General features: G+C 58.2%; 21 protein-coding genes and 2 pseudogenes. 16 read left to right on the top strand and 7 right to left on the bottom strand.

Features of this window, described 5'->3' with window-relative positions:
• The first annotated feature begins 85 nt into the window (after positions 1–85).
• The 3 genes from NKH05_RS30675 (at position 86) to NKH05_RS30665 (ending at position 3152) form a co-directional block, all read left to right on the top strand.
• Positions 86–466 carry a hypothetical protein gene (locus tag NKH05_RS30675; RefSeq protein WP_353017543.1) on the top strand — a complete coding sequence of 127 codons (381 nt, stop codon included), beginning with the start codon at positions 86–88 and terminating at the stop codon, positions 464–466.
• 63 nt (positions 467–529) lie between these two features.
• Positions 530–2137 (top strand): RcgA family putative transporter, encoded by a 1608-nt coding sequence (locus NKH05_RS30670; protein ID WP_353017545.1) that lies wholly within the window; start codon positions 530–532, stop codon positions 2135–2137.
• Entirely contained in the window at positions 2127–3152 is a 1026-nt protein-coding gene (locus NKH05_RS30665; protein WP_352618981.1) for an RcgR family putative quorum lactone hydrolase, read from the top strand. Before NKH05_RS30670 ends, NKH05_RS30665 begins: the two co-directional genes overlap by 11 nt.
• Before the next feature lie 82 nt (positions 3153–3234).
• On the opposite strand, the gene NKH05_RS30660 is transcribed toward NKH05_RS30665, so the two are convergent.
• Positions 3235–3750, bottom strand: coding sequence for a helix-turn-helix domain-containing protein (locus NKH05_RS30660; RefSeq protein ID WP_352618983.1), 516 nt, complete (start codon positions 3748–3750; stop codon positions 3235–3237).
• Between the two features lie 96 nt (positions 3751–3846).
• Between NKH05_RS30660 and NKH05_RS30655 the strand changes: the two genes are divergently transcribed.
• The 3 genes from NKH05_RS30655 (at position 3847) to NKH05_RS30645 (ending at position 5763) form a co-directional block, all read left to right on the top strand.
• Positions 3847–4449, top strand: coding sequence for a hypothetical protein (locus NKH05_RS30655; protein WP_352618985.1), 603 nt, complete (start codon positions 3847–3849; stop codon positions 4447–4449).
• A gap of 56 nt (positions 4450–4505) precedes the next feature.
• Positions 4506–4964 (top strand): hypothetical protein, encoded by a 459-nt coding sequence (locus tag NKH05_RS30650; protein WP_352618987.1) that lies wholly within the window; start codon positions 4506–4508, stop codon positions 4962–4964.
• A 589-nt stretch (positions 4965–5553) separates the two neighbouring features.
• A complete protein-coding gene (locus NKH05_RS30645) occupies positions 5554–5763 on the top strand; it encodes a hypothetical protein (RefSeq protein WP_352618989.1) in 210 nt (69 codons plus the stop codon).
• Positions 5764–6083: 320 nt separating this feature from the next.
• Here NKH05_RS30645 and NKH05_RS30640 read toward each other — a convergent pair whose 3' ends face one another.
• Positions 6084–6380, bottom strand: a complete 297-nt coding sequence (locus NKH05_RS30640; protein WP_353017548.1) for a Y4lK-related protein — start codon at positions 6378–6380, stop codon at positions 6084–6086.
• A gap of 459 nt (positions 6381–6839) precedes the next feature.
• On the opposite strand from NKH05_RS30640, the gene NKH05_RS30635 reads away from it, so the two are divergent.
• A complete protein-coding gene (locus NKH05_RS30635) occupies positions 6840–7031 on the top strand; it encodes a hypothetical protein (RefSeq protein ID WP_352509872.1) in 192 nt (63 codons plus the stop codon).
• Positions 7032–7093: 62 nt separating this feature from the next.
• Here NKH05_RS30635 and NKH05_RS30630 read toward each other — a convergent pair whose 3' ends face one another.
• Together NKH05_RS30630 and NKH05_RS30625 are read right to left on the bottom strand one after the other, a co-directional pair.
• A complete protein-coding gene (locus NKH05_RS30630) occupies positions 7094–7669 on the bottom strand; it encodes a S46 family peptidase (RefSeq protein ID WP_353026865.1) in 576 nt (191 codons plus the stop codon).
• A 4-nt stretch (positions 7670–7673) separates the two neighbouring features.
• Entirely contained in the window at positions 7674–7895 is a 222-nt protein-coding gene (locus tag NKH05_RS30625) for a S46 family peptidase (RefSeq protein WP_353017552.1), read from the bottom strand.
• Positions 7896–8461: 566 nt separating this feature from the next.
• Here NKH05_RS30625 and groES point away from each other — a divergent pair.
• Positions 8462–8758 (top strand): co-chaperone GroES, encoded by a 297-nt coding sequence (groES, locus tag NKH05_RS30620; protein WP_352517372.1) that lies wholly within the window; start codon positions 8462–8464, stop codon positions 8756–8758.
• A gap of 62 nt (positions 8759–8820) precedes the next feature.
• Positions 8821–10485 (top strand): chaperonin GroEL, encoded by a 1665-nt coding sequence (gene groL, locus NKH05_RS30615; protein WP_353026863.1) that lies wholly within the window; start codon positions 8821–8823, stop codon positions 10483–10485.
• Positions 10486–11221: 736 nt separating this feature from the next.
• Here the strand turns inward: groL and NKH05_RS30610 are convergent.
• Positions 11222–12527, bottom strand: a pseudogene (locus tag NKH05_RS30610) (LLM class flavin-dependent oxidoreductase).
• 29 nt (positions 12528–12556) lie between these two features.
• Positions 12557–13117, bottom strand: a complete 561-nt coding sequence (gene msuE / locus NKH05_RS30605; RefSeq protein WP_353017831.1) for an FMN reductase — start codon at positions 13115–13117, stop codon at positions 12557–12559.
• A gap of 15 nt (positions 13118–13132) precedes the next feature.
• Between msuE and NKH05_RS30600 the strand changes: the two genes are divergently transcribed.
• The 5 genes from NKH05_RS30600 (at position 13133) to NKH05_RS30580 (ending at position 17359) form a co-directional block, all read left to right on the top strand.
• Positions 13133–13723 (top strand): L,D-transpeptidase, encoded by a 591-nt coding sequence (locus NKH05_RS30600; protein ID WP_353017833.1) that lies wholly within the window; start codon positions 13133–13135, stop codon positions 13721–13723.
• Positions 13724–14078: 355 nt separating this feature from the next.
• Complete coding sequence (locus NKH05_RS30595) at positions 14079–14327, top strand: ATP-binding cassette domain-containing protein (protein ID WP_353017835.1); 249 nt, start codon at positions 14079–14081, stop codon at positions 14325–14327.
• 99 nt (positions 14328–14426) lie between these two features.
• On the top strand, positions 14427–15788 hold the full coding sequence (locus NKH05_RS30590) for a metallophosphoesterase (RefSeq protein WP_353017837.1): 1362 nt from the start codon (positions 14427–14429) through the stop codon (positions 15786–15788).
• Positions 15785–16480, top strand: coding sequence for an HAD family hydrolase (locus tag NKH05_RS30585; RefSeq protein ID WP_352983234.1), 696 nt, complete (start codon positions 15785–15787; stop codon positions 16478–16480). Before NKH05_RS30590 ends, NKH05_RS30585 begins: the two co-directional genes overlap by 4 nt.
• Positions 16481–16537: 57 nt before the next feature.
• Positions 16538–17359, top strand: coding sequence for a MurR/RpiR family transcriptional regulator (locus NKH05_RS30580; RefSeq protein ID WP_352983236.1), 822 nt, complete (start codon positions 16538–16540; stop codon positions 17357–17359).
• A gap of 66 nt (positions 17360–17425) precedes the next feature.
• Here NKH05_RS30580 and NKH05_RS30575 read toward each other — a convergent pair.
• Positions 17426–17626, bottom strand: a pseudogene (locus tag NKH05_RS30575) (IS5/IS1182 family transposase); the annotation flags it as partial.
• Between the two features lie 104 nt (positions 17627–17730).
• On the opposite strand from NKH05_RS30575, the gene tnpA reads away from it, so the two are divergent.
• A complete protein-coding gene (gene tnpA / locus NKH05_RS30570; RefSeq protein WP_353026862.1) occupies positions 17731–18075 on the top strand; it encodes an IS66-like element accessory protein TnpA in 345 nt (114 codons plus the stop codon).
• On the top strand, positions 18072–18419 hold the full coding sequence (tnpB, locus tag NKH05_RS30565; RefSeq protein ID WP_023680052.1) for an IS66 family insertion sequence element accessory protein TnpB: 348 nt from the start codon (positions 18072–18074) through the stop codon (positions 18417–18419). Before tnpA ends, tnpB begins: the two co-directional genes overlap by 4 nt.
• Positions 18420–18436 lie beyond the last annotated feature (17 nt).

The raw sequence follows: 18436 nt of genomic DNA, 5'->3' as shown, positions 1-18436 counted from the left end.
CTTGGCTTCCTCTGCTTTTCGCTCATGCGGGCACACTCCGCCCCTGCCTCCAGACAAAACGTTTCAGGTTGTAGCGAGATTGCCCATGCCGATTTTGGCCTTGGCGCGGGCGCGACCGGCCGATGGTGCGGATGAACAGTCCCATGCGGTCATTCTGCTCGGCGAAGGGATGCTCGACACGGGCGCGGGTTCGGGAGCATGTCCGGTTGCCGTGCTACTGCCTTCGGCATGGTGCTTGCCAGCAACCCGCGTCGACCCTGTCGCCGGCATCCAGAAGACCATGGAACTGCCTGAAGGTGCGCCGTGGGCGCCCGCCCTGCGCCCGACCCGGGCAGTTCAGTGCCTTGGCCGGCGGTTTGCGAAACATCTCCAACGCAACAACCGTGTTCAGCCTCTCCAGCGGGTCGCCCGTCATTCGATCTTCTCCCGTGCCGAGCAAAATCGGGTTGACAAAAACGTTGATTGAAGACGAAGGCACGATAGAATACGAAGCCTAGCGAAATGGGACGAAAATAGAGCCTGTAAGTCATTGTTTAGGAACGGAAAATTATTTCTCCCTCCGCCGAGAGACGGGAGTGATTTCAAAGAATTATTCAAACGACTGGCGGCGGCGGGTGCGGGTCGGCCTTTGGGCAAAGACGGGTTTCCTGCAGGCCCATGGACGCCCGAGCTTCTCGCAGAGGCGATTTCACAGATTCATTCCAACCAGGTTGGGGTAGATTTGCGAACGGTGCAGCTTTGGTTTCAAGAGAACGAGAAGGGAATTAGCACTGCCAACATTCGTTGGCTGGCGAGGATTTTTGGATGTGATGATCCGGTCGCAACTAGCGAATGGCAGATGGAGCTTAGTGCGGCGCAATCGCGATTATCGGCCAAGAGACGAGAATGGAAGAGAGCCGGAAGCAGCGTTGCACAGGAGATTCCAGATACGGCACTGACTGCGACCTTCGAGACGGACTTCCCGGCAGAGCTGACACGGGATACTGACGCCAAGGGGCCGAGGCGGCGTTTTAATTTGGCGAGGAAATCGGAGGCGTTTTTTAGTCACGGATCTCCCCTGAATTTACCGGCGTCGGTGTTTGCCGGCATGACCGCCCTCGGCTTTTTGTCGTACATCATTGGTATCCACAACGTCACCTACGAGCGAGCGGACGGGCTCGTTAAGCAGGTTGGATTCCTTTGGGCCGCAAATTGGACACTCGACTTTATGGTGTTCTTACCGCTGTTTTTCTTCTTCGTTATAGAGTTGCTGGCCTTCTGGAAAAGTGAGGGGCGCAGAAAGCTTGCAGTGCAGGGCGATCAGGTGGAAAGCGATGACGCCTGGTTGCGCAACGTTGACGCTTCCTCGTACACATATTGGTCGGTTTTTTTGATTTGCTTGCTGTTCGCGGGTCTTTTTCAATGGATCGGCGTGTCCTTGATCCCGTTGATGAAGGGCGGTGGCAACTATGCTGTGGATTGGGGAAAAATAGCTCTTGTGCGTCCTGAGGTCATATCTGTCCCCGAAACAATCGTTTTTACGGGGATTGCTTACCTGTACATGTGCCTGGTGTTTTATCTTTTCTTCGCAGGTCTCATTTTGCTCTATACGGTCGTTCATGATCTTTGGCGAATTGGAGACGGATTGAAGAAGCTGCCGCATGTTGATCATCAGCAAGAGCTCAATGAAGCCGGCCTCACAGTGATGCGTGGGGTTTTTCGGTGTACTGTTTTGGGGGTTCTGGTCGCCATATGGATGAAGGTCCAAAGCTCTTATCTGGCATCCAATGGTGAGAATATTGTGTCGTGGTTGGTCGGCGATATGTCTTCGATTTTCCAAGGTCGCAATGATGTGAGCACCGGGTTCCGCTATCGTATGCCGACGCATTACAGCAGCCTTCTTATCGTTATTTCGACCTGTTTTGTATTTCTGTATGGCTCGATCCGAATAGGTGTCGGAGGTCGATTTCATGCGCCTTTGTGGACGATGTCGGCGGTCGTGGCGTTACTTGTTGTCAGCTACTCGTTGATCGACGCGTTTGCCGGCTTTTCGACCCTTCTGGCCATTTCAGTGCTAGTCGCACTATACGGCCTGTTCGATCCAGGATTAGGCCGCTGGCGAGCGAGCGAGTTAGGAAACAATCAGAGTGTTTCATAGTTGGCTCGATCGTTGGGACGAACGCCGGGCCCTTCGCGGTGAGGAAGGGAAGAAACCAACGAATTTCGTCCTTGACGCGGAACGCGCCTTTCCAGGTGCGAAGAAGATAACAAATATCGAGGAATTCTGTGCCCTTGCGGACCAAGCCGTGGCTGATCCAGCCTTTTTCGATGAGCCGAGTGTGAGTAATCAGGGTTTTGAAAGGCTGGATGGGTGGCTCAAATTTCCATCGCACATTTCTACTGATATCGAACAGAACAATGTCGTCTCGGCGAAAATCACAGAAAGCGGGTCATTCGATCAGGCGATGGTGATTTTTCATCATTGGAATGCAAGCGCTCGGAACCGTAAGATTGCCAACTTTTTCTCGCAGCATGGCATCACGGTTGTCGAGATTGCTATGCCTTATCACTTCGAGCGCAGCCGTCCCGGCTCCGTGCACGCCGACTATATGCTTAGCCCTAATCTCGGTCGAACGATCCAATCTGTAAGGCAGGCGGTGTTGGATGGGCGAAAACTCATACGTAGGTTGAAAAGCCAAGGCTATCGAGAGATTTCGGTTCTCGGAATGAGCTTAGGTTCCTGGGTTGCGGCCTTAGTCGCGGCACACGACCTGGCTGTGTCAAAAGCCTCGTTGTTTCTGACGGCGGGGAGTCTAGCGGATATGGTTTGGACGGGCCGCGCGACACGATCGATACGCGATAGCCTTGAGCCTGAGATTGAGCTGACCGATCTCAGAAGGGCCTGGAGTCCGCTTAACTTGGAGAATTACGCACTTAGTTTGGCACGGCCTGATCTCGAACTTCACGTTGTGTTGGCTAAGAGAGACAAAGTGGTGTCGCCAGAGCTATCGGAGAGGTTCATGCAGAAGCTGAAAGACGCCGGAGCTAGGCCCAATATTTTGGAATTAAACTGTGGTCACTATTCGCTCGCCATGCCGCCTTACATTTTGTGGGCCGGTTTGAGCTTGAAGCGGTTTCTGTCGTGTGCTGAAAAGTCGGCCCGGCGAGCATGAGTGTGGCGTTTGGCCGATCATTCCACCAGCAAATTCTCTATTAGGCGTGCCTGCGCGTCAGGCTGCATCAATAACACGAAGATCAGGTTGGCGGGACCTTATCCCAAAATAGGAACGTCTGTGGATCAAGTTTCAACGCCTTGGCGATCGCGGCAATCGTGTCCACGCTGATGTTGCCGCTCGCGCGCTCCAGTTTCATGAATGTCGCCTCCGCCACGCCGATCAGCTTCGCCATCTCATAGCGAAGCATTTTGCGTCGTTGCCGCTCCATGTCGATGACGTGTGCAAGGCGCTTGCGGATCGCAGTTTCGTCCAACTGATGCGCCCCGTCGGGGAGTTTTTTCCCGCCGGAGAGCAGTTCTGCGACAGACACTTGCAGGCCACTTGCCATGATCTGCAGCGTCGTCAATGTGACATTATTTTTCTGCCGCACGGTCTGGATGTAGGTTCGGTAAGCGAGCCCTTCGCCTTCAAGGGCGCGAAAGAGCTCGGCCATGTGCATGTGGGATAGGCCACGCTTGGCTCTCTCCCGCTCCAGCACGGTCGCAATGTTGACGCGCAGGGGGTTGTCGACTAGGCCCGCATCGTCTCGTTTCATAAATCGATGTAGTCGCACAAACCTGCCTTCTTGATCTGTCCTTTTTCGAGCGAGTGATCCATAGTAAAGTGTCAAAATCGCAACGAGGAAAAGGCTATGACCATGCTGAAATGTTTCTTGGTGAGTGCCGCCGCCGTCGCGGGGGCCGCGGCTCTCCCATCCCAATCACAGGCATCGGAATGGGGCTGCCAGGTGCTCCTCTGTCTGTCCGGTGATTGGCAGGGCACTCCTTCTTGCCACACGCCAATCTACAAGTTGATTGCGGCGATGAAAGCTCCGGGTTTTAACTGGCCGACCTGTCCGCAAGCCAACTCCAGCGCCGCTAGATTCGAGAAGTATGAGGATTGTCCATCAGGCTGGCAAGCAGTCGGCAGCTACGACTCCGATCGGCCAGGAATGAGGCAAGAACGGGACATCTGCCGCATCAGCTCCGACAGACTCACGCTGCCCGTCACTTTTACGAACAGCCGCTTCGGCCAAGACCATGATAACGGATCTAGACAGGCCCAAATCGAGATCGAGGGTAAACTTGTGCGGGCAAAAATCCAGACTACCGGTAGCGATAGAAGCTCTTTCGCGGGTCACAGCTCCACATACTACACCATCTCTCGGCCGATGCGCGAAAAGCTCTGGGTCATCGAGTATGACGACGCGAACGGCATACACCAGAAAAGCTGGTTTAATTTCAACATGCCATAAGCCAGGCCATCACGCAGGACGAGGACTATGAGGGCCACAATTCACGGAGGTTTGTAGTGTTCAAGGCGCTTCTCCTGTCCACTATGATTATGAACACAGGCGCAGTGTTGACGGCGGCTAGTCAGAGCGACAAGCCGCGATCAAGCGTGGACAATCCTATGTGGCCCGCTTCAATGAAATGGGACTGTAAAACCGCTGCCAAAATCGTGTGTGAACGTGATGGCAGTTGCTCAGTGACGGGGGACCACACCGGCTTTGTGCTGAACTACGGCAGCAACGAAGCTGAGTTCCCGGCCAGCAATGTCCGGATCAAACGCCACTATCAACAGACCGTACAGGCAAGCCCTTTGCAGCAGGAAGTTAAAGTCGAATTGGTCGACAATCGCGTTCTTTGGCTGACGGCCGTGGATGCCAGCCGCACTTATTCGGAAGCGTGGGTCGGCGCACTGAGCGAGTTGAAGGGTGGCGCGGTACTGATGGAATCCGAGGGAGTCTATTGCATGCCGCACAGGTGAGTGCGCGGAGAGGGCCAGGCGAGCGAAGGCTGATGGTCTGACCCGGGGCGCCGACCGCGTTTCAGAAGCGTTCAGAGTCTTCCGTCCAGTCTTATCGGGCGGTGAGGTGATGGTAAGTAATATCGATCCGTCGTATCGAGACTTAGAGTAGGAGTGGCCGCCACAACACTTGGCGTAGTTCCTCTATCGAATACCTGAAACACGAGCCATACATACTTGGAATAGCGGAGAAATATTAATTATAACTGGTGAAAGTCGCGTAAGATATATTATGGAACTACCGGGCGGTTTCGCCTGTGTTGCTTTTTTCTCTCCTGCCGCAGCTTACGAAGTTGTGGATTCTTTCAGTAAACTGCGGTTATCGGATTTTGAACTATGGTTCAGAGTCGGAAACGACAGCACATCGCGATGCCGTTCGGGGGGCGTCCATCGCATCGATTAGGACTGAGCATGAGGGGGAAGGCGGATAGCCGAAGCGTGACAGTGCGATGACCCGAAGGCCCTCGCCAACAGGGCGGCCGTAGGAGCACCAGCATAGCGCCGCCGTCAGGCGCGATGCGGGCCGACAGCCCCCGGCGGAGGGCGCTGATTGATATCGAAATTGAATCCGGTCATTTTATCAGCTGTCATAGTTCAAATCGAATTTCTCACGATTTTCAGCGCGCGCCTGGATTCTCTGCATTTGGCTGCGGCAAAGATCCCGGTGGTGCGGTGGAAGCGCACCACCGGGCATCTTGGACTTGTTTTCATCAGCGACCAGGACTGCTGCATTGCGGCAGGGATGGTTCCAACCTGCTAGGCGTCGCCAAACCGCGCAAATTTGGTTGGATGCCGAATTCCGTGTGCGACGTTGCCGGATCGACACCAGCCATGGCCGCGACCCAGAGTTGCTACGTCGGAATGGCTAAGCACCTTGCCGTCGCCGGACTTGATAGTTTCGACGACATTGCCCGGCGAACAGTCATTGACCGACCCTTGTCCGTGGTGCCCAGTACGAGAAGATGAGGTTATTGCCCTGTTGGGCAAACCACAGCTCGTTGGCGTCAATACCGGTCCCGAAGTCCAGCTCGTCATTGTCGGTGAAGGAGCCGGATTCGACAATCGTATCCGACCCGTCCTTTATACGTTCCAACTTCGAGTGCCTGTTTTGTGCGGTGTCCGGCCCTCGTTTGTCGACGACGAGAGTTCTATGTACCGGCCAATCGAGCGAAGATAGGCAACGATCTCCGGTAGCAGGTGATCACGATCGCCAAACTCTTCTACGATTCTTCTTACCTTGCGCCAGGGTACCTTCCGGTCAACATCACCTGCCGAATAGCCTAAGTGACCGATCGCGCAGATGTCGCAGCCAGCCTCGATCATCTTGTCGACGAAGGCGGGAATCTCGCTCGCTTTCATTACAATGTTGTTGGTCATCGCAGAAATCTCCGTTGGTGGTCGGCATGGAAATTGCGCCGACACTCAAACGTGCTTGAATGCGCTCACCTTCGCTACCTGTGCACTTGCACAGGTTGTAGGGTCTCAGGCCTGCCGAAGGCGCCCGATCGAGCGTTCCTGCGCATTTGTTCATCGTTGGCACCCCGGGCACTAAACCGTGTTGCTAGAACAGCCCACCTGCTCCGTTCCAGCAAGGCAGCACTGGCCACCGGAACGCTCCCCTTGCGCGTACTGAAAGGCGATGCCGGCGCTCAGGCAGTCGGAGTCAGTCATGCCGAGGCGCCATTTCCTTTTCCTCGCAATTCGCTCGAGCCGCACGCCTCTTTTCGCTCTGGCTCCCCCGATCATCTCCGATTTAATTCAAATTTGTCTGTAGATATTGACGATGGCGCGACCTTCACCTCGTAGACGGCAATGCGGGCGGGTAGAGAGGGTCCTATGACAAGCAATTTTTCCGCCGCCCGAGTGCATTTAGATCGAGCGTATGACTACCTTTGTGGCGATGACCCGATGAGTCGAAGGGGACGCGAAGCCTTGGACTTGTTGATTGAGGCGGTTGCCGTCGAAGAGTTCAAGCAGCCACGCCAAAACGCGGAGGTGCTAAGGTTTCCGATTGGGCGCCGCTTCTGAGGCAATCTCCACGGCCGCCATGTAGCCTCAGGTGAGGCGCTCGCCGGACGGTTGCGCCGCCACTATGAACCATGGTGAACAAATCTCCCAAAACGCCAAGAAGCCCGCCCCGCATGAGCCGAGGCGGGCAATAGAAAATGGGGGGCCCAAGCGCGCGTCCATGAAACAGCGCCGCAGGTAAAATTCAGCAGAATGTCCATCCTGGCGCCTTCAGCGGCGATGCGCAGCCAGTTCTTGGGCCGGTAGGGCACGTTGTCGCGCGCATATGGCCGGGAGGAATCATCAGGAGCGACATAGGCGCGATAAAAGCCGAAGTGGCCCGTGTGGCGAGGCCACATCCAGTTGTCCGTTTGGCCGCCGAAGTTGTCGATGCCGAGCGCAGGCGCATAGACGAGGCGCACATCCTCAATTTCGAGCTTCTGCACGAGATAGTAGGAGGCGCCGCCATAATAGGCCCCTACGTCGCAGCGGCGATTGGGCTGTCCTTCACATGCGGCGATCAGGGCCTTGCGGTTCGTGGCGAGCCGCTCATAGCGGGCAAACCCATTCAGCTTGTCCGAGACGCCCTTGAGTATTTCGGCGGTCACATCCCGCACGTCCTCGATCACATAGATGCGGCTGCCTGGCGCCGCGGGCAATTCTTCACCCAGGGCTCTTCGCCAGAAAGCCGTCTGTGAGATAGTCCTGGCCCTCCTTGCTGTGGTATTGGATGGATTCGAACACGCAGTGATGATTGGTTGCGACCAGCCCTTGTGGACTGACGAACGAGGCGGAGCATCCGCCCAGTGATACGATCGCGTTGAGCGGGTCAGCGTCTAGACGGCCCAGCTGGGCGGGATCGATCTGGAGCCCATCCGCGCGCATGGCCGCTCACACTTCCGCAGTCTGGCCCGGCATCCACATACCTTCGTCCGCCGATGTAGCCGTGACCGTCCAGAGCAAGGCGATGGCAGTTGCTTTGGCCAAACATTTCAAATTCGAGTTCGTGCTGACTGTCGCTCTCATCTTGCCTCCTGTTCTCCGCAGATTGGATTGGTGACTATCGGGATGGCCGGAGTCCTGGCGCCCGCGCGGCGGCCAACACCGTAAACACCGAGTGGACCCGTTAACCGCAAGAGTCCTGATGGCGTTCACCTCTCATATTTGTCGCGCGGAACGTTTGCGGATCATCCGCTGCACCAATCGTGCCAAATGAATAAAGCCTTCAGCTACAAATGGTGAGCCGCCCCATCCATGTCCGATCTCCGACGTCTTTACGTAAAGGGCTCGGTGCTTCCACGCTCGTTTGCTCTTCGCCCGTCCCTATTCCGTCTTGACTAGCAGGAGCCTACGGCCTATCTCACTGCCGCGTTAGCACTCGCTTCTGGTGAGTGCTAACCACGCTCCGGCAACGGAGAACCGTTCAACATCCGCACCAGGGAAATCCTAAAATGGCAAAGTCGAATTTCCGGCCGCTGCATGACCGCGTGGTCGTTCGCCGCGTCGAGTCCGAAGCGAAGACCGCCGGCGGGATCATCATCCCCGATACGGCTAAGGAAAAGCCGCAGGAAGGCGAGATCATCGCCGTCGGTTCCGGCGCCCGCGACGAAGCCGGCAAGCTCGTCCCGCTGGACGTCAAGGCCGGCGACCGCATCCTGTTCGGCAAGTGGTCGGGCACCGAAGTCAAGCTCAATGGCGAAGACCTTCTGATCATGAAGGAAGCGGACATCATGGGCGTCATCGGCTGACACGCCGCCTTTCATCCGCACCATCCAATCTGAATTTCGGGCGAAATGCCCAGGAGTAAAAAATGGCTGCCAAAGACGTAAAATTCTCCCGCGACGCTCGTGAGCGCATGCTGCGCGGCGTCAACATCCTCGCCGACGCGGTGAAGGTCACGCTCGGCCCCAAGGGCCGCAACGTCGTCATCGACAAGTCGTTCGGCGCACCGCGCATCACCAAGGACGGTGTCACCGTCGCCAAGGAAATCGAGCTTGAAGACAAGTTCGAGAACATGGGCGCGCAGATGGTTCGCGAAGTTGCTTCGAAGACCAACGACATCGCCGGCGACGGCACTACGACCGCGACCGTTCTGGCGCAGTCGATCGTCCAGGAAGGCCACAAGGCGGTTGCCGCCGGCATGAACCCGATGGACCTCAAGCGCGGCATCGACCTCGCCGTCGCCGACGTCGTCGCGACGCTGATCAAGAACGCCAAGAAGATCAAGACCTCGGAAGAGGTTGCCCAGGTCGGCACCATCGCCGGCAATGGCGATGCTTCGGTCGGTTCGATGATCGCGGAAGCGATGCAGAAGGTCGGCAATGAGGGCGTCATCACCGTCGAGGAAGCCAAGACCGCCGAGACCGAACTCGAAGTCGTCGAAGGCATGCAGTTCGACCGCGGCTATCTCTCGCCCTACTTCGTCACCAATGCCGAGAAGATGGTTGCGGATCTGGAAGACGCCTACATCCTTCTCCACGAGAAGAAGCTCTCCAACCTGCAGGCCATGCTGCCGATCCTCGAGGCTGTCGTGCAGACCTCGAAGCCGCTGGTCATCATCTCCGAAGACGTCGAAGGTGAGGCCCTGGCCACGCTGGTCGTCAACAAGCTGCGTGGCGGCCTGAAGATCGCTGCCGTCAAGGCGCCGGGCTTCGGTGATCGCCGCAAGGCCATGCTGGAAGACATCGCCATCCTCACCGGTGGCCAGGTCATTTCCGAAGACCTCGGCATCAAGCTCGAGAATGTCGGCCTCGACATGCTCGGCCGCGCCAAGAAGGTGTCGATCTCCAAGGAGAACACCACCATCGTCGACGGCGCCGGCAAGAAGGAAGAAATCCAGGGCCGCGTCGCCCAGATCAAGCAGCAGATCGAGGAGACCACCTCGGACTACGACAAGGAGAAGCTGCAGGAACGTCTCGCCAAGCTGGCGGGCGGCGTTGCCGTCATCCGCGTCGGCGGTGCGACCGAAGTGGAAGTCAAGGAAAAGAAGGACCGCGTCGATGACGCCCTCAACGCGACCCGCGCGGCCGTCGAAGAAGGCATCGTTCCCGGCGGCGGCGTCGCCCTGCTGCGCGCTTCGCTGGCCATCACCGTCACCGGCGCCAACTCCGACCAGACCGCCGGCATCGCGATCGTGCGTCGCGCGCTGCAGGCTCCGGCCCGTCAGATCGCGGCCAACGCCGGTGCGGAAGCATCGATCGTTGCCGGCAAGATCCTCGAGAACAAGGGCGCGACCTTCGGCTACAACGCCCAGACCGGCGAATATGGCGACATGATCGCCATGGGTATCGTCGATCCGGTCAAGGTCGTGCGCACGGCTCTGCAGGACGCGGCCTCGGTCGCCGGCCTGCTCGTCACCACCGAAGCCATGATCGCCGAGGCTCCGAAGAAGGAGTCGGCTGGTGGCGGCATGCCGGGTGGTATGCCCGGCGGCGGCATGGGCGGCATGGGCGGTATGGGCGGTATGGGCTTTTAAAGGTCCTCGCATCTCGACAATTTCGAAAGGGCGGCAAGGAATGCCGCCCTTTCTTCGTGCCCATTGCGCCGGTTGTCGGCGACCCGCAAGCCGGGGTATAGGGTTGTGCTTATGTTTGGACGGATACTGCCTTTTTTCCTGGGGCTGGCTTTACTGTTGGGCAGCGGCTGCGCGCGCAGCGATGATGGTGCGGTGGTTATTCCGAGATCGCTTGATGCCAGGCGATTCTTTGACAAAGAGCCGCCATCCCTGCAGCAGCCACAGATCGAAACCAGCGTGTTTCCGGTTGCGCCACAGGAGCCGGAAAGGCTCGAACCGCGCCGTGCGGCAAGTCACAAGACATCAAACAGACGTGCATCGCGGGTCGCAAGTCCTCCGCTCTCCTCTTCCGAGCCGCACAAGCTGCTTGTCTGCAAGAACGTCAGCGAGCCCGGCAAGCGGTACCGTGTGGTTTGCGAATAGGGCACTTGGTTTGGCCAGCGTTCTACGCTCAGAGGGTCGCGGCGCCTTTCCGGATGAGGTTGTCCAGAGCGCCGACCCCTTCGGCGACAGGTGGGAAAATTCACGTATCGCCGAAGGAGATTCGTCGGCGAATTTTTGTTAATCTATAATGCGAGTAGATTTTGATTTGTACCCGCGTAGATCAAATGATTATTGCCCCAGAGACGGCCTATAAGTAGGCCGTGTCGACACCCGGGATTTGCCAGCGCATCGCGCTGAAGGTCGTGTGCATGGCTTACAACGGGCTGTGCCCGATCCGCCACTGATATGGTGGTGGCGTGCCGTTGACTGCGTAGTCGCCAACGATGCGATCCTTATAGATGCGTGGGTTGTGTGACGACAGGGTACGAGCATTGGCGCCAATGACGATCGAGGCCAATCGGTTTCCTGGTCGAGGACGCACCCAGCGCATCGAAGATGATCGTCGACGCTTCAAGAACCAGATTCGTAACGACCGTCACCGCTTGCGACGTCTCGAGTTCGGCGATGGCGTTGGCCTTTTCCTCCAAATCGGCATGGCCGGCGAAGTGTGCCTCGTAAGCGCGTTCGATGGCTTGCGCGACCTGCAAAACGATGGCGCCGGCCGCATAGGCATTGCTGCGAATACGGCCGACGACCTGAAGCACCTGCGGATCCTGGCTTGAGCGCGGGCCGGCAGCATTGGAGTATGAACGCTTGCGCGCGGCAACGGCGGCAGCGGTCTCGTTGGCCATCGCCCGGCCGATACCGGCGAGCGTGGCAAGATGCACCAGTTGGTAGAAGGCAGCGCCATAGCGGAACTTGTCATCGTCGACGACGACATCCTCGGGGTCGACGGTGGCATCGGTAAAGATCGTGGTGCCGCTGGCCGTGAGCGTCTGGCCAAAACCATCCCAGTCGTCGATGACATCGACGCCCGGATCGTCGCGACGCACCTGCAAGACGATGCCTTCGCCGTCAAGCCCCGTCGCGCCAACATCGATCCAGTCGGCAAACAGCGAGCCGGTGGTGTAGTATTTGGTGCCGTTGAGCACCAGCCGGTCGCCCTTCTTCGAGATGCGGGTCGAGAAGACGTCCTGTTTGGCATCACCGATCTCGGTCCAGGCATTGCCGGCGATCTCGCCGTGGGCAATGCGCTCGGTCCAGCGTTTGCGGCTCTCGCCGGCCGTCTTGTTGACGACATCCTCGACAAACCCAAAATGACCGCGCAGCGCCTGGGTGATATTGGAATCGGCCTCCGACAGTGTGGCTATCTGCTTGGCCGCCAGTGCTGGATTCCATGGGCCGGGCAGGATCGCCGCGATGACTTTCAGCGTTGTGGTCGCCGCAAGCAAGGCGTGGCTGAACGATACGGATTCGTGCTGGTTGTCGGCGCCATAGCCGGCCGTGAAGCGTATTTGGCTGAGCGCGTAGTCGAAGCCGTTGGCCTCGGCGATCTGGGCGAGCTTGCGGTTATAATCGATGTCCCAGCCTGTCCGCTGCTCGATGTTGGAGATGACAAGGCCGCCCGAAACGTTCGGGACCCAGTAGGCGAACTTCACGTTGTCGGAATTCGAGGTCATTTCGTTTCGTTTCCCCTTTTTGATTGGCTTCAACCGACGCGCGTGGCGACGGCAGCATTTGCATGACTGGAATTAAACGCTTCGGTAGCGGCCCGTGAGATGCGCTCGATAATCGCCGCGCCGACGATCTTGGCATCGACGAAATCGTCGGGCGCGCCGTAGACGCCGGTCGGGACGGTGACGGCCCCGAAAAAACCGAACAATGGCCGGAGCTGATGTTCGAGAACCAGGCCATGGTATGGACTTCCGCCGGTTGCCGCGAGAAGCACGGTCTTGCCCGTCAGTGCACGATGATCGACGAGGTCGAACAGGTGCTTGAGAGCGCCGGTGTAGGACGCCCGATAGACCGGCGTTCCGACCACGAGCAGGTCGGCCTTCTCGACACGCTGGATGATCGCTTCGCCAGACGCGCCGAGCGTGCCACGGGACAGCCCCGCAAACAGCGAGGGCGCCGCTTCGTTGATTTCGATCAGGCCAGTGTCCGCCGGGGTGCGCTGCGCGATGGCCTTGACCAGCGCGCTCACCACCGCGGTGGTGCGCGATGGCGTGCTTACGCCACCCGATATGCCGAGAACCGAAATTCTTGCCACGTCGTCGATCTCCTGTTGCACCAAGCGAATGGCCGCTTTGCCAAGTCGGGATCGGACGATATTACAAGCGAGCCATGGCCCATCGCCGCGGTTGATCTCAGTCGGGTTGACCCACGGTTCCTTCGGCAGGAAGTCTCGTATGTCTCGAAGTATTCGCTAGGCATCGTCGTGGTCGACCCAAACGAACGTTTCCTCTACCTCGTTCAGCAGAACAATCGCGCGTTGCGGTACGGCGTCGGCGTCGGGAAGGTCGAAGCTTTCAACTTTCAAGGCGAGGCTACAATAGCGGCCAAGAAAGAGTGGCCGGGCTGGCGCCCTACCGACAACATGATCGCACGTGAACCGGATCGCTACGGACCGTTGAGGGACGGTATACCCGGCGGCCCGAACAATCCGCTGGGGCCACGAGCGCTTTATTTGTTCCGTGACGGCTACGATACGTTTTATCGACTTCACGGCACGGTGGAGCCGCACACAATCGGCACGATGGTTTCGTCGGGATGTGTTCGACTGTTCAATCAGGACATCATCGATCTCTACAACCGCGTGCCGGTCGGAACGAAAGCGGTGGTTCTACCGGCGCGCGCGCGGGGGGAGGTAGCATGAGGGAACACGGCGGGACGGCACTCGGCGGTGCAGCGACAGGCAGCGTCGCGATCTCGCTTCCTGCCCGTGCGCCATTCAGTATCCAGCCCCGTTCGCGTCGAGGCTGGAGCGACGAATTCGCAGACCCCTCGGCGATATCTTCGGCATCCGAAAGTTCGGCGTCAACCTGACTACTCTCGAGCCCGGTGCGCCGGGGATATACGCGGGCAGACGCTCAACCGCACAAAAAATGTCCTCCTCTGGCGACCGCGCGGCAATTTCCTCCACTTGACAGAAATCCGAAAAAAAGCTCCCTAATATTCGATATCGACGATGTCTGACAGGCGGGATAACGACATGGGAGCGACGCTCACTGATGACGGTGTTTCGAAAGCATTCGGCTCGGCCGAGGTGCTCAAACAAATTGCTATCGACGGTCAAGCACGAGCATTCGTGTCTCGGCCAGTCAGGGTGCGGGAAATCAACGCTATTGCGGATGTTCGCCGGCTTCGAGGCGCAGGCCCGCGACACTGTTTCGATTGGCGGACGAGTTGTGAACCACTTGACTCCGCGAGCGCGCAACCGGCAATGGTTTTTCAGAGCTATGACCTGTATCCGCATATGACGTCGAGGAAAACATCACGTTGCCGCTTGTGATGGAGAGCCTTAGCGCGGTGCAGAGATTGCCGATGGTAGGGCCTTTCGTGTCGGGCGGCGAGCCAAGATGACCGAAATCGCATCGAAAGTTCGCGAAGCTACGGCGATCGTGGAGATTGATCATCTACTGAAAAGACGCCTTTCGCAACGTTCGGGAGGGCAACGGCAGCGTGTCACCCTGGCGCGGGCCATGGCTCGCGCACCGGGCTTGTTCCTGATGGACGAACCAATGTCGAACCTCGATGCAAAGTTGAGGGTAGCGATGCGAAGCTGGTGGCGCTTAACAAGCGGCTCAATGCGACGATGCTCTATGTCACTCATGATCAAAGCGATGACGATGTCAGCTCGCGTCGCATTGATGAAGCATGGCCGGGTGCTGCAATATGCCAGCCCCGAGGCCCTTTATCCGACCCCAACGCATTTAGAAGTCGCGACATTCATTGGCCAGCCGTCGGTCAACTGGATCGATCCAGCTGGATGTGGCCGAGAAGATCGAGTTCCGCACTGCTCACGGGGTCGCTCTCTCGGCCGAGGAAGGCCTGATATAAATGGTCACCACAACGAACGGCCCCATCAGGTGACCCAACGCAACACCTGTTTCTCGCCCCACTTCCTCCCGGAGTCGGGCCTATGTAAGTGTGGAGCAATGCAAAAAATCATTCATATAACAGACCCCCATTTTGTCGCCCCTGGCAAGACGCTTTACGGCATCGATCCGGCGCAGAGATTCCGCGACACCTTGGACCACGTCTCGCGCGTACACGCAGATGCGAAACTCATCCTTATTACCGGCGATCTTGCTGATACAGGCGATCCTGCCGCTTACGTGCTCTTGCGCGAGATCTTGTCGGAGGTCCGGCTGCCCGTCTATTTGACGATCGGCAACCACGATGACCGCAGCGCATTTCGAGGGGTCTTCGGCGGGGAAGGCTTCGTTCAGGCGGTTGTCGACCTGCACGACTGGCTCGTCGTCTTGCTCGACACGAAGGACGACATCAGTCATTTCGGTTGTCTCAACGGTGGCCGGTTTGAATGGCTCCAAGACCAGCTTGTCCGTGCCGCCGGCCGGCCAGTCTTGGTTGCTATGCACCATACGCCAGCGGACTTGTATGTGCCTTGCTTTAAGACGAGCGACATGAAGGAGACCGATCGGTTCTTTTCCATCGTTCGGAAAAACGCATCGGTCCGCCACATGCTCTTTGGTCATCGGCATGTTGCTGCGGCAGGCAGTTTGTCGGGCATATCGTTCACTGCCAGCCGTGGCACGGCGCAGCATATCGTTCTGGACTGGGAACAATATGGCAAGCCCATATTCGTGGCCGCTGCGCCCTCATACGATGTCGTCATGTTGGACGGATCGGATGTCGTCGTCCATCGTCACGAGGGACTTGATCAACTGCCTGTCATTCGTCCCGGTGACCCGAAATGACGGCTGCAACCTCAATCACGACTTCCGATCGGCCTCGGCCTCGACTGATCATCTTCGATTTTGACGGCACCCTTGCGGAGACGGAAATCCTAGCATCGGAGGTGATTTCGACAAAACTCGCCGCGGAAGGTGTCCAGGTGCATCCGGATGAAATCACGGCAACGCTCTCCGGTGTTGAGCGGAACGATCAACAACTGCGTCTGCAAAGCTTTATCGGTGTAAGCCTGCCTAAGAACTTCATGGAAACGGTCGGGGTTGAGATCCAGCTGGCCGCCTCTGCGAGCCTATCGGCGACACCTGGCGCGATTGAACTGCTCCAGTGGCTTACCATTCCCTTCTGTGTCGCATCCAACACATCTCGTTTCGAACTCATCCACCGCATGAGAGCCGCTAATCTTTTGGGGCTTGTAGGCTCACGGTTCTTCTCCTCCGACGACATCGGTGTCCGCAAACCTGATCCTTCCGTGCTGCTGTTGGCGGCGGAAGTCATGGGCGTGTCTACGAGCGAGTGCCTTGTCATTGAGGACAGCGTCATCGGCCTTAATGCCGCGCGAAATGCAAATATGCGCTACTGCGCGTTCGGGGGCGCCCGCCACCATTCCAGTCAGCTGAGGAATGATCTCCGAACCTTTGAGCCCGAGGCATTGTTGCTGAACTTGGAGGAGCTTAAAGGCTTGCTTTGCCCAATGTAGAAGATTGGCAGCGGCGTCGGCGAGTTACGCCCGCGCCCATGCGAGAGCGGTGATGCAATGGGGCACAAGAACGCGGACAGGTCATCAACCTTGGTGCGGGATGCTGTATATGATCTGGTCAAGAGCGGACCCAGCTCACAATCCAGGATCGCGCATTTCATTGCCCAAAACCCCGAACTTCTTGGGGATATATCCATCTCCAAACTCGCTCGTCAGGCAAACAGCGGAGAAGCGTCGATTGTGCGATTTTGCCGTACACTTGGCTTCTCCGGCTTCCGCGAGTTCAGGATGGCGTTCACCGGGGAGATTGAGCGCGATAAAGCCCGGCGACTAACACAGTACCTCACCACTGAAGATACGCATGTAAGGCCGGAAATTGCCAACCTGAGCGCGGCCCTCCAACATTCAGTTGCGGCTTCGGCTCGCCTTCTCGACTACGCCCAGATCGAGCGCCTGACGGAGCGACTACAGAGTGCCACGCGTGTTGAAGCTTTTGGTATGGGCGTCTCCGCAATCTGCGCTGAGTTATTATCACATCGCCTGATCTGGCTGGGGATCCCGATGCATTCAACCGGGACTGTGAACATCGCTCGCGGTCTGGCTCACGGGCTGGATGCTTCGGCTTTTGCTATCGGCATCTCCTATGAAGGTATGAGCGAGGAGACCGTTGCCTTTCTCAAAACTGCCCGCGACAGAGGAGCGCATACGCTTGCAATAACGACGCGTGACAAATCGGCGGTCTCTGAGGTTGCGCATGAGGTGCTCTTACTTAGCTCCGCAGGCCCCTGGCCGGAACCTGGATCGGCAAGGCTTATGCCTTCAATGGCTTTGTTGAGCGAGTGCATCGCCGAGTGTCTGAAGGGGCACAAAAATACCTGAAGATCCCTCAACCCTCGCGAATCATAGCGGTACGAACGGCTTAGTCGACCGTGAACAATCCGGCCCCTAAGCGGCGCCCGACTTGGGCCGGAGTTGGAAAAGAGCGATCAAGAGCGACAAAAAAACCTTCAGCCACCTGAGCAGGAGGGAGAAGTTGTAGCCGGCGGCAGCCAGGATGGCGTCGCCCTGCTGGCCGGCGAGGTAGTTGCGGCCCATGCGATGCTCGGCCTTGATGTGGCCGATCACCGGCTCGATCGCCGACCGCCGGATACCCTCCGGCGAAGGCCGCCTTGCGAGAGGATGGCACGGTAGCGAGGCTGCGCTCTTAAGGTCGTCCTTACGAGCGAAGTTAGCAGCACAGCATGAGCCATATGACGTTATTGACCGGGCCGGAGCGGCGGCGTCGTTGGAGTGAAGCGGATCAGTGCCGGATACTGGCGGCGGCATTCGCGCCCGGGGCCACAGTGGCGGCGGTGGCCCGTCAGTACGATGTCGCGACCAGCCTGATCTACAAGTGGCGCCGCACGATGAGAGCCCGCGAGACGGGCTTTGCCGAAGTTGTCGTGGCTCCCGATGAGCCTGTCGCCGTTTCGCGGCCGGCGGCATCCCCAGCGGTGATCGAGCTGGAGGTCGCCGGCAAGGTGCGGCTGCGGATTCCGCTGACCACGCCGCCAACACTGGCGGCAGCGATGGTGAAGGCGCTGGGCGTTTCATGATCCCGGTTCCGAGCCAGGTGCGGATCTGGTTGGCGGTCGGCCGGACCGATATGCGTCGCGGGATGCAAGGCCTCGCTCTGCAGGTTCAGGAGACGCTGGGCCGGGACCCGCATGCCGGCGATATTTATGTCTTCCGCGGCCGCAGCGGCAATCTGATCAAGATTATCTGGCATGATGGGCTCGGCATGTCGCTGTATGCAAAACGGCTCGAGAAGGGCCGGTTTCTATGGCCGTCGCCGGCGGACGGCACGGTTTCCATATCACCGGCGCAGCTCGCCTACATGCTCGACGGGATCGATTGGCGCAACCCGCTTCACACGTTCCGCCCGCAGCGCGCGGGCTGAGTTTTTCTTTGAGTTTG

Origin of the sequence: Mesorhizobium sp. M1399 (assembly GCF_040317735.1) — a bacterium.
Lineage (GTDB): Bacteria > Pseudomonadota > Alphaproteobacteria > Rhizobiales > Rhizobiaceae > Mesorhizobium.
The sequence above is the reverse complement of the archived record's forward strand: the minus strand, read 5'-3'. Positions and strand labels throughout refer to the sequence as shown.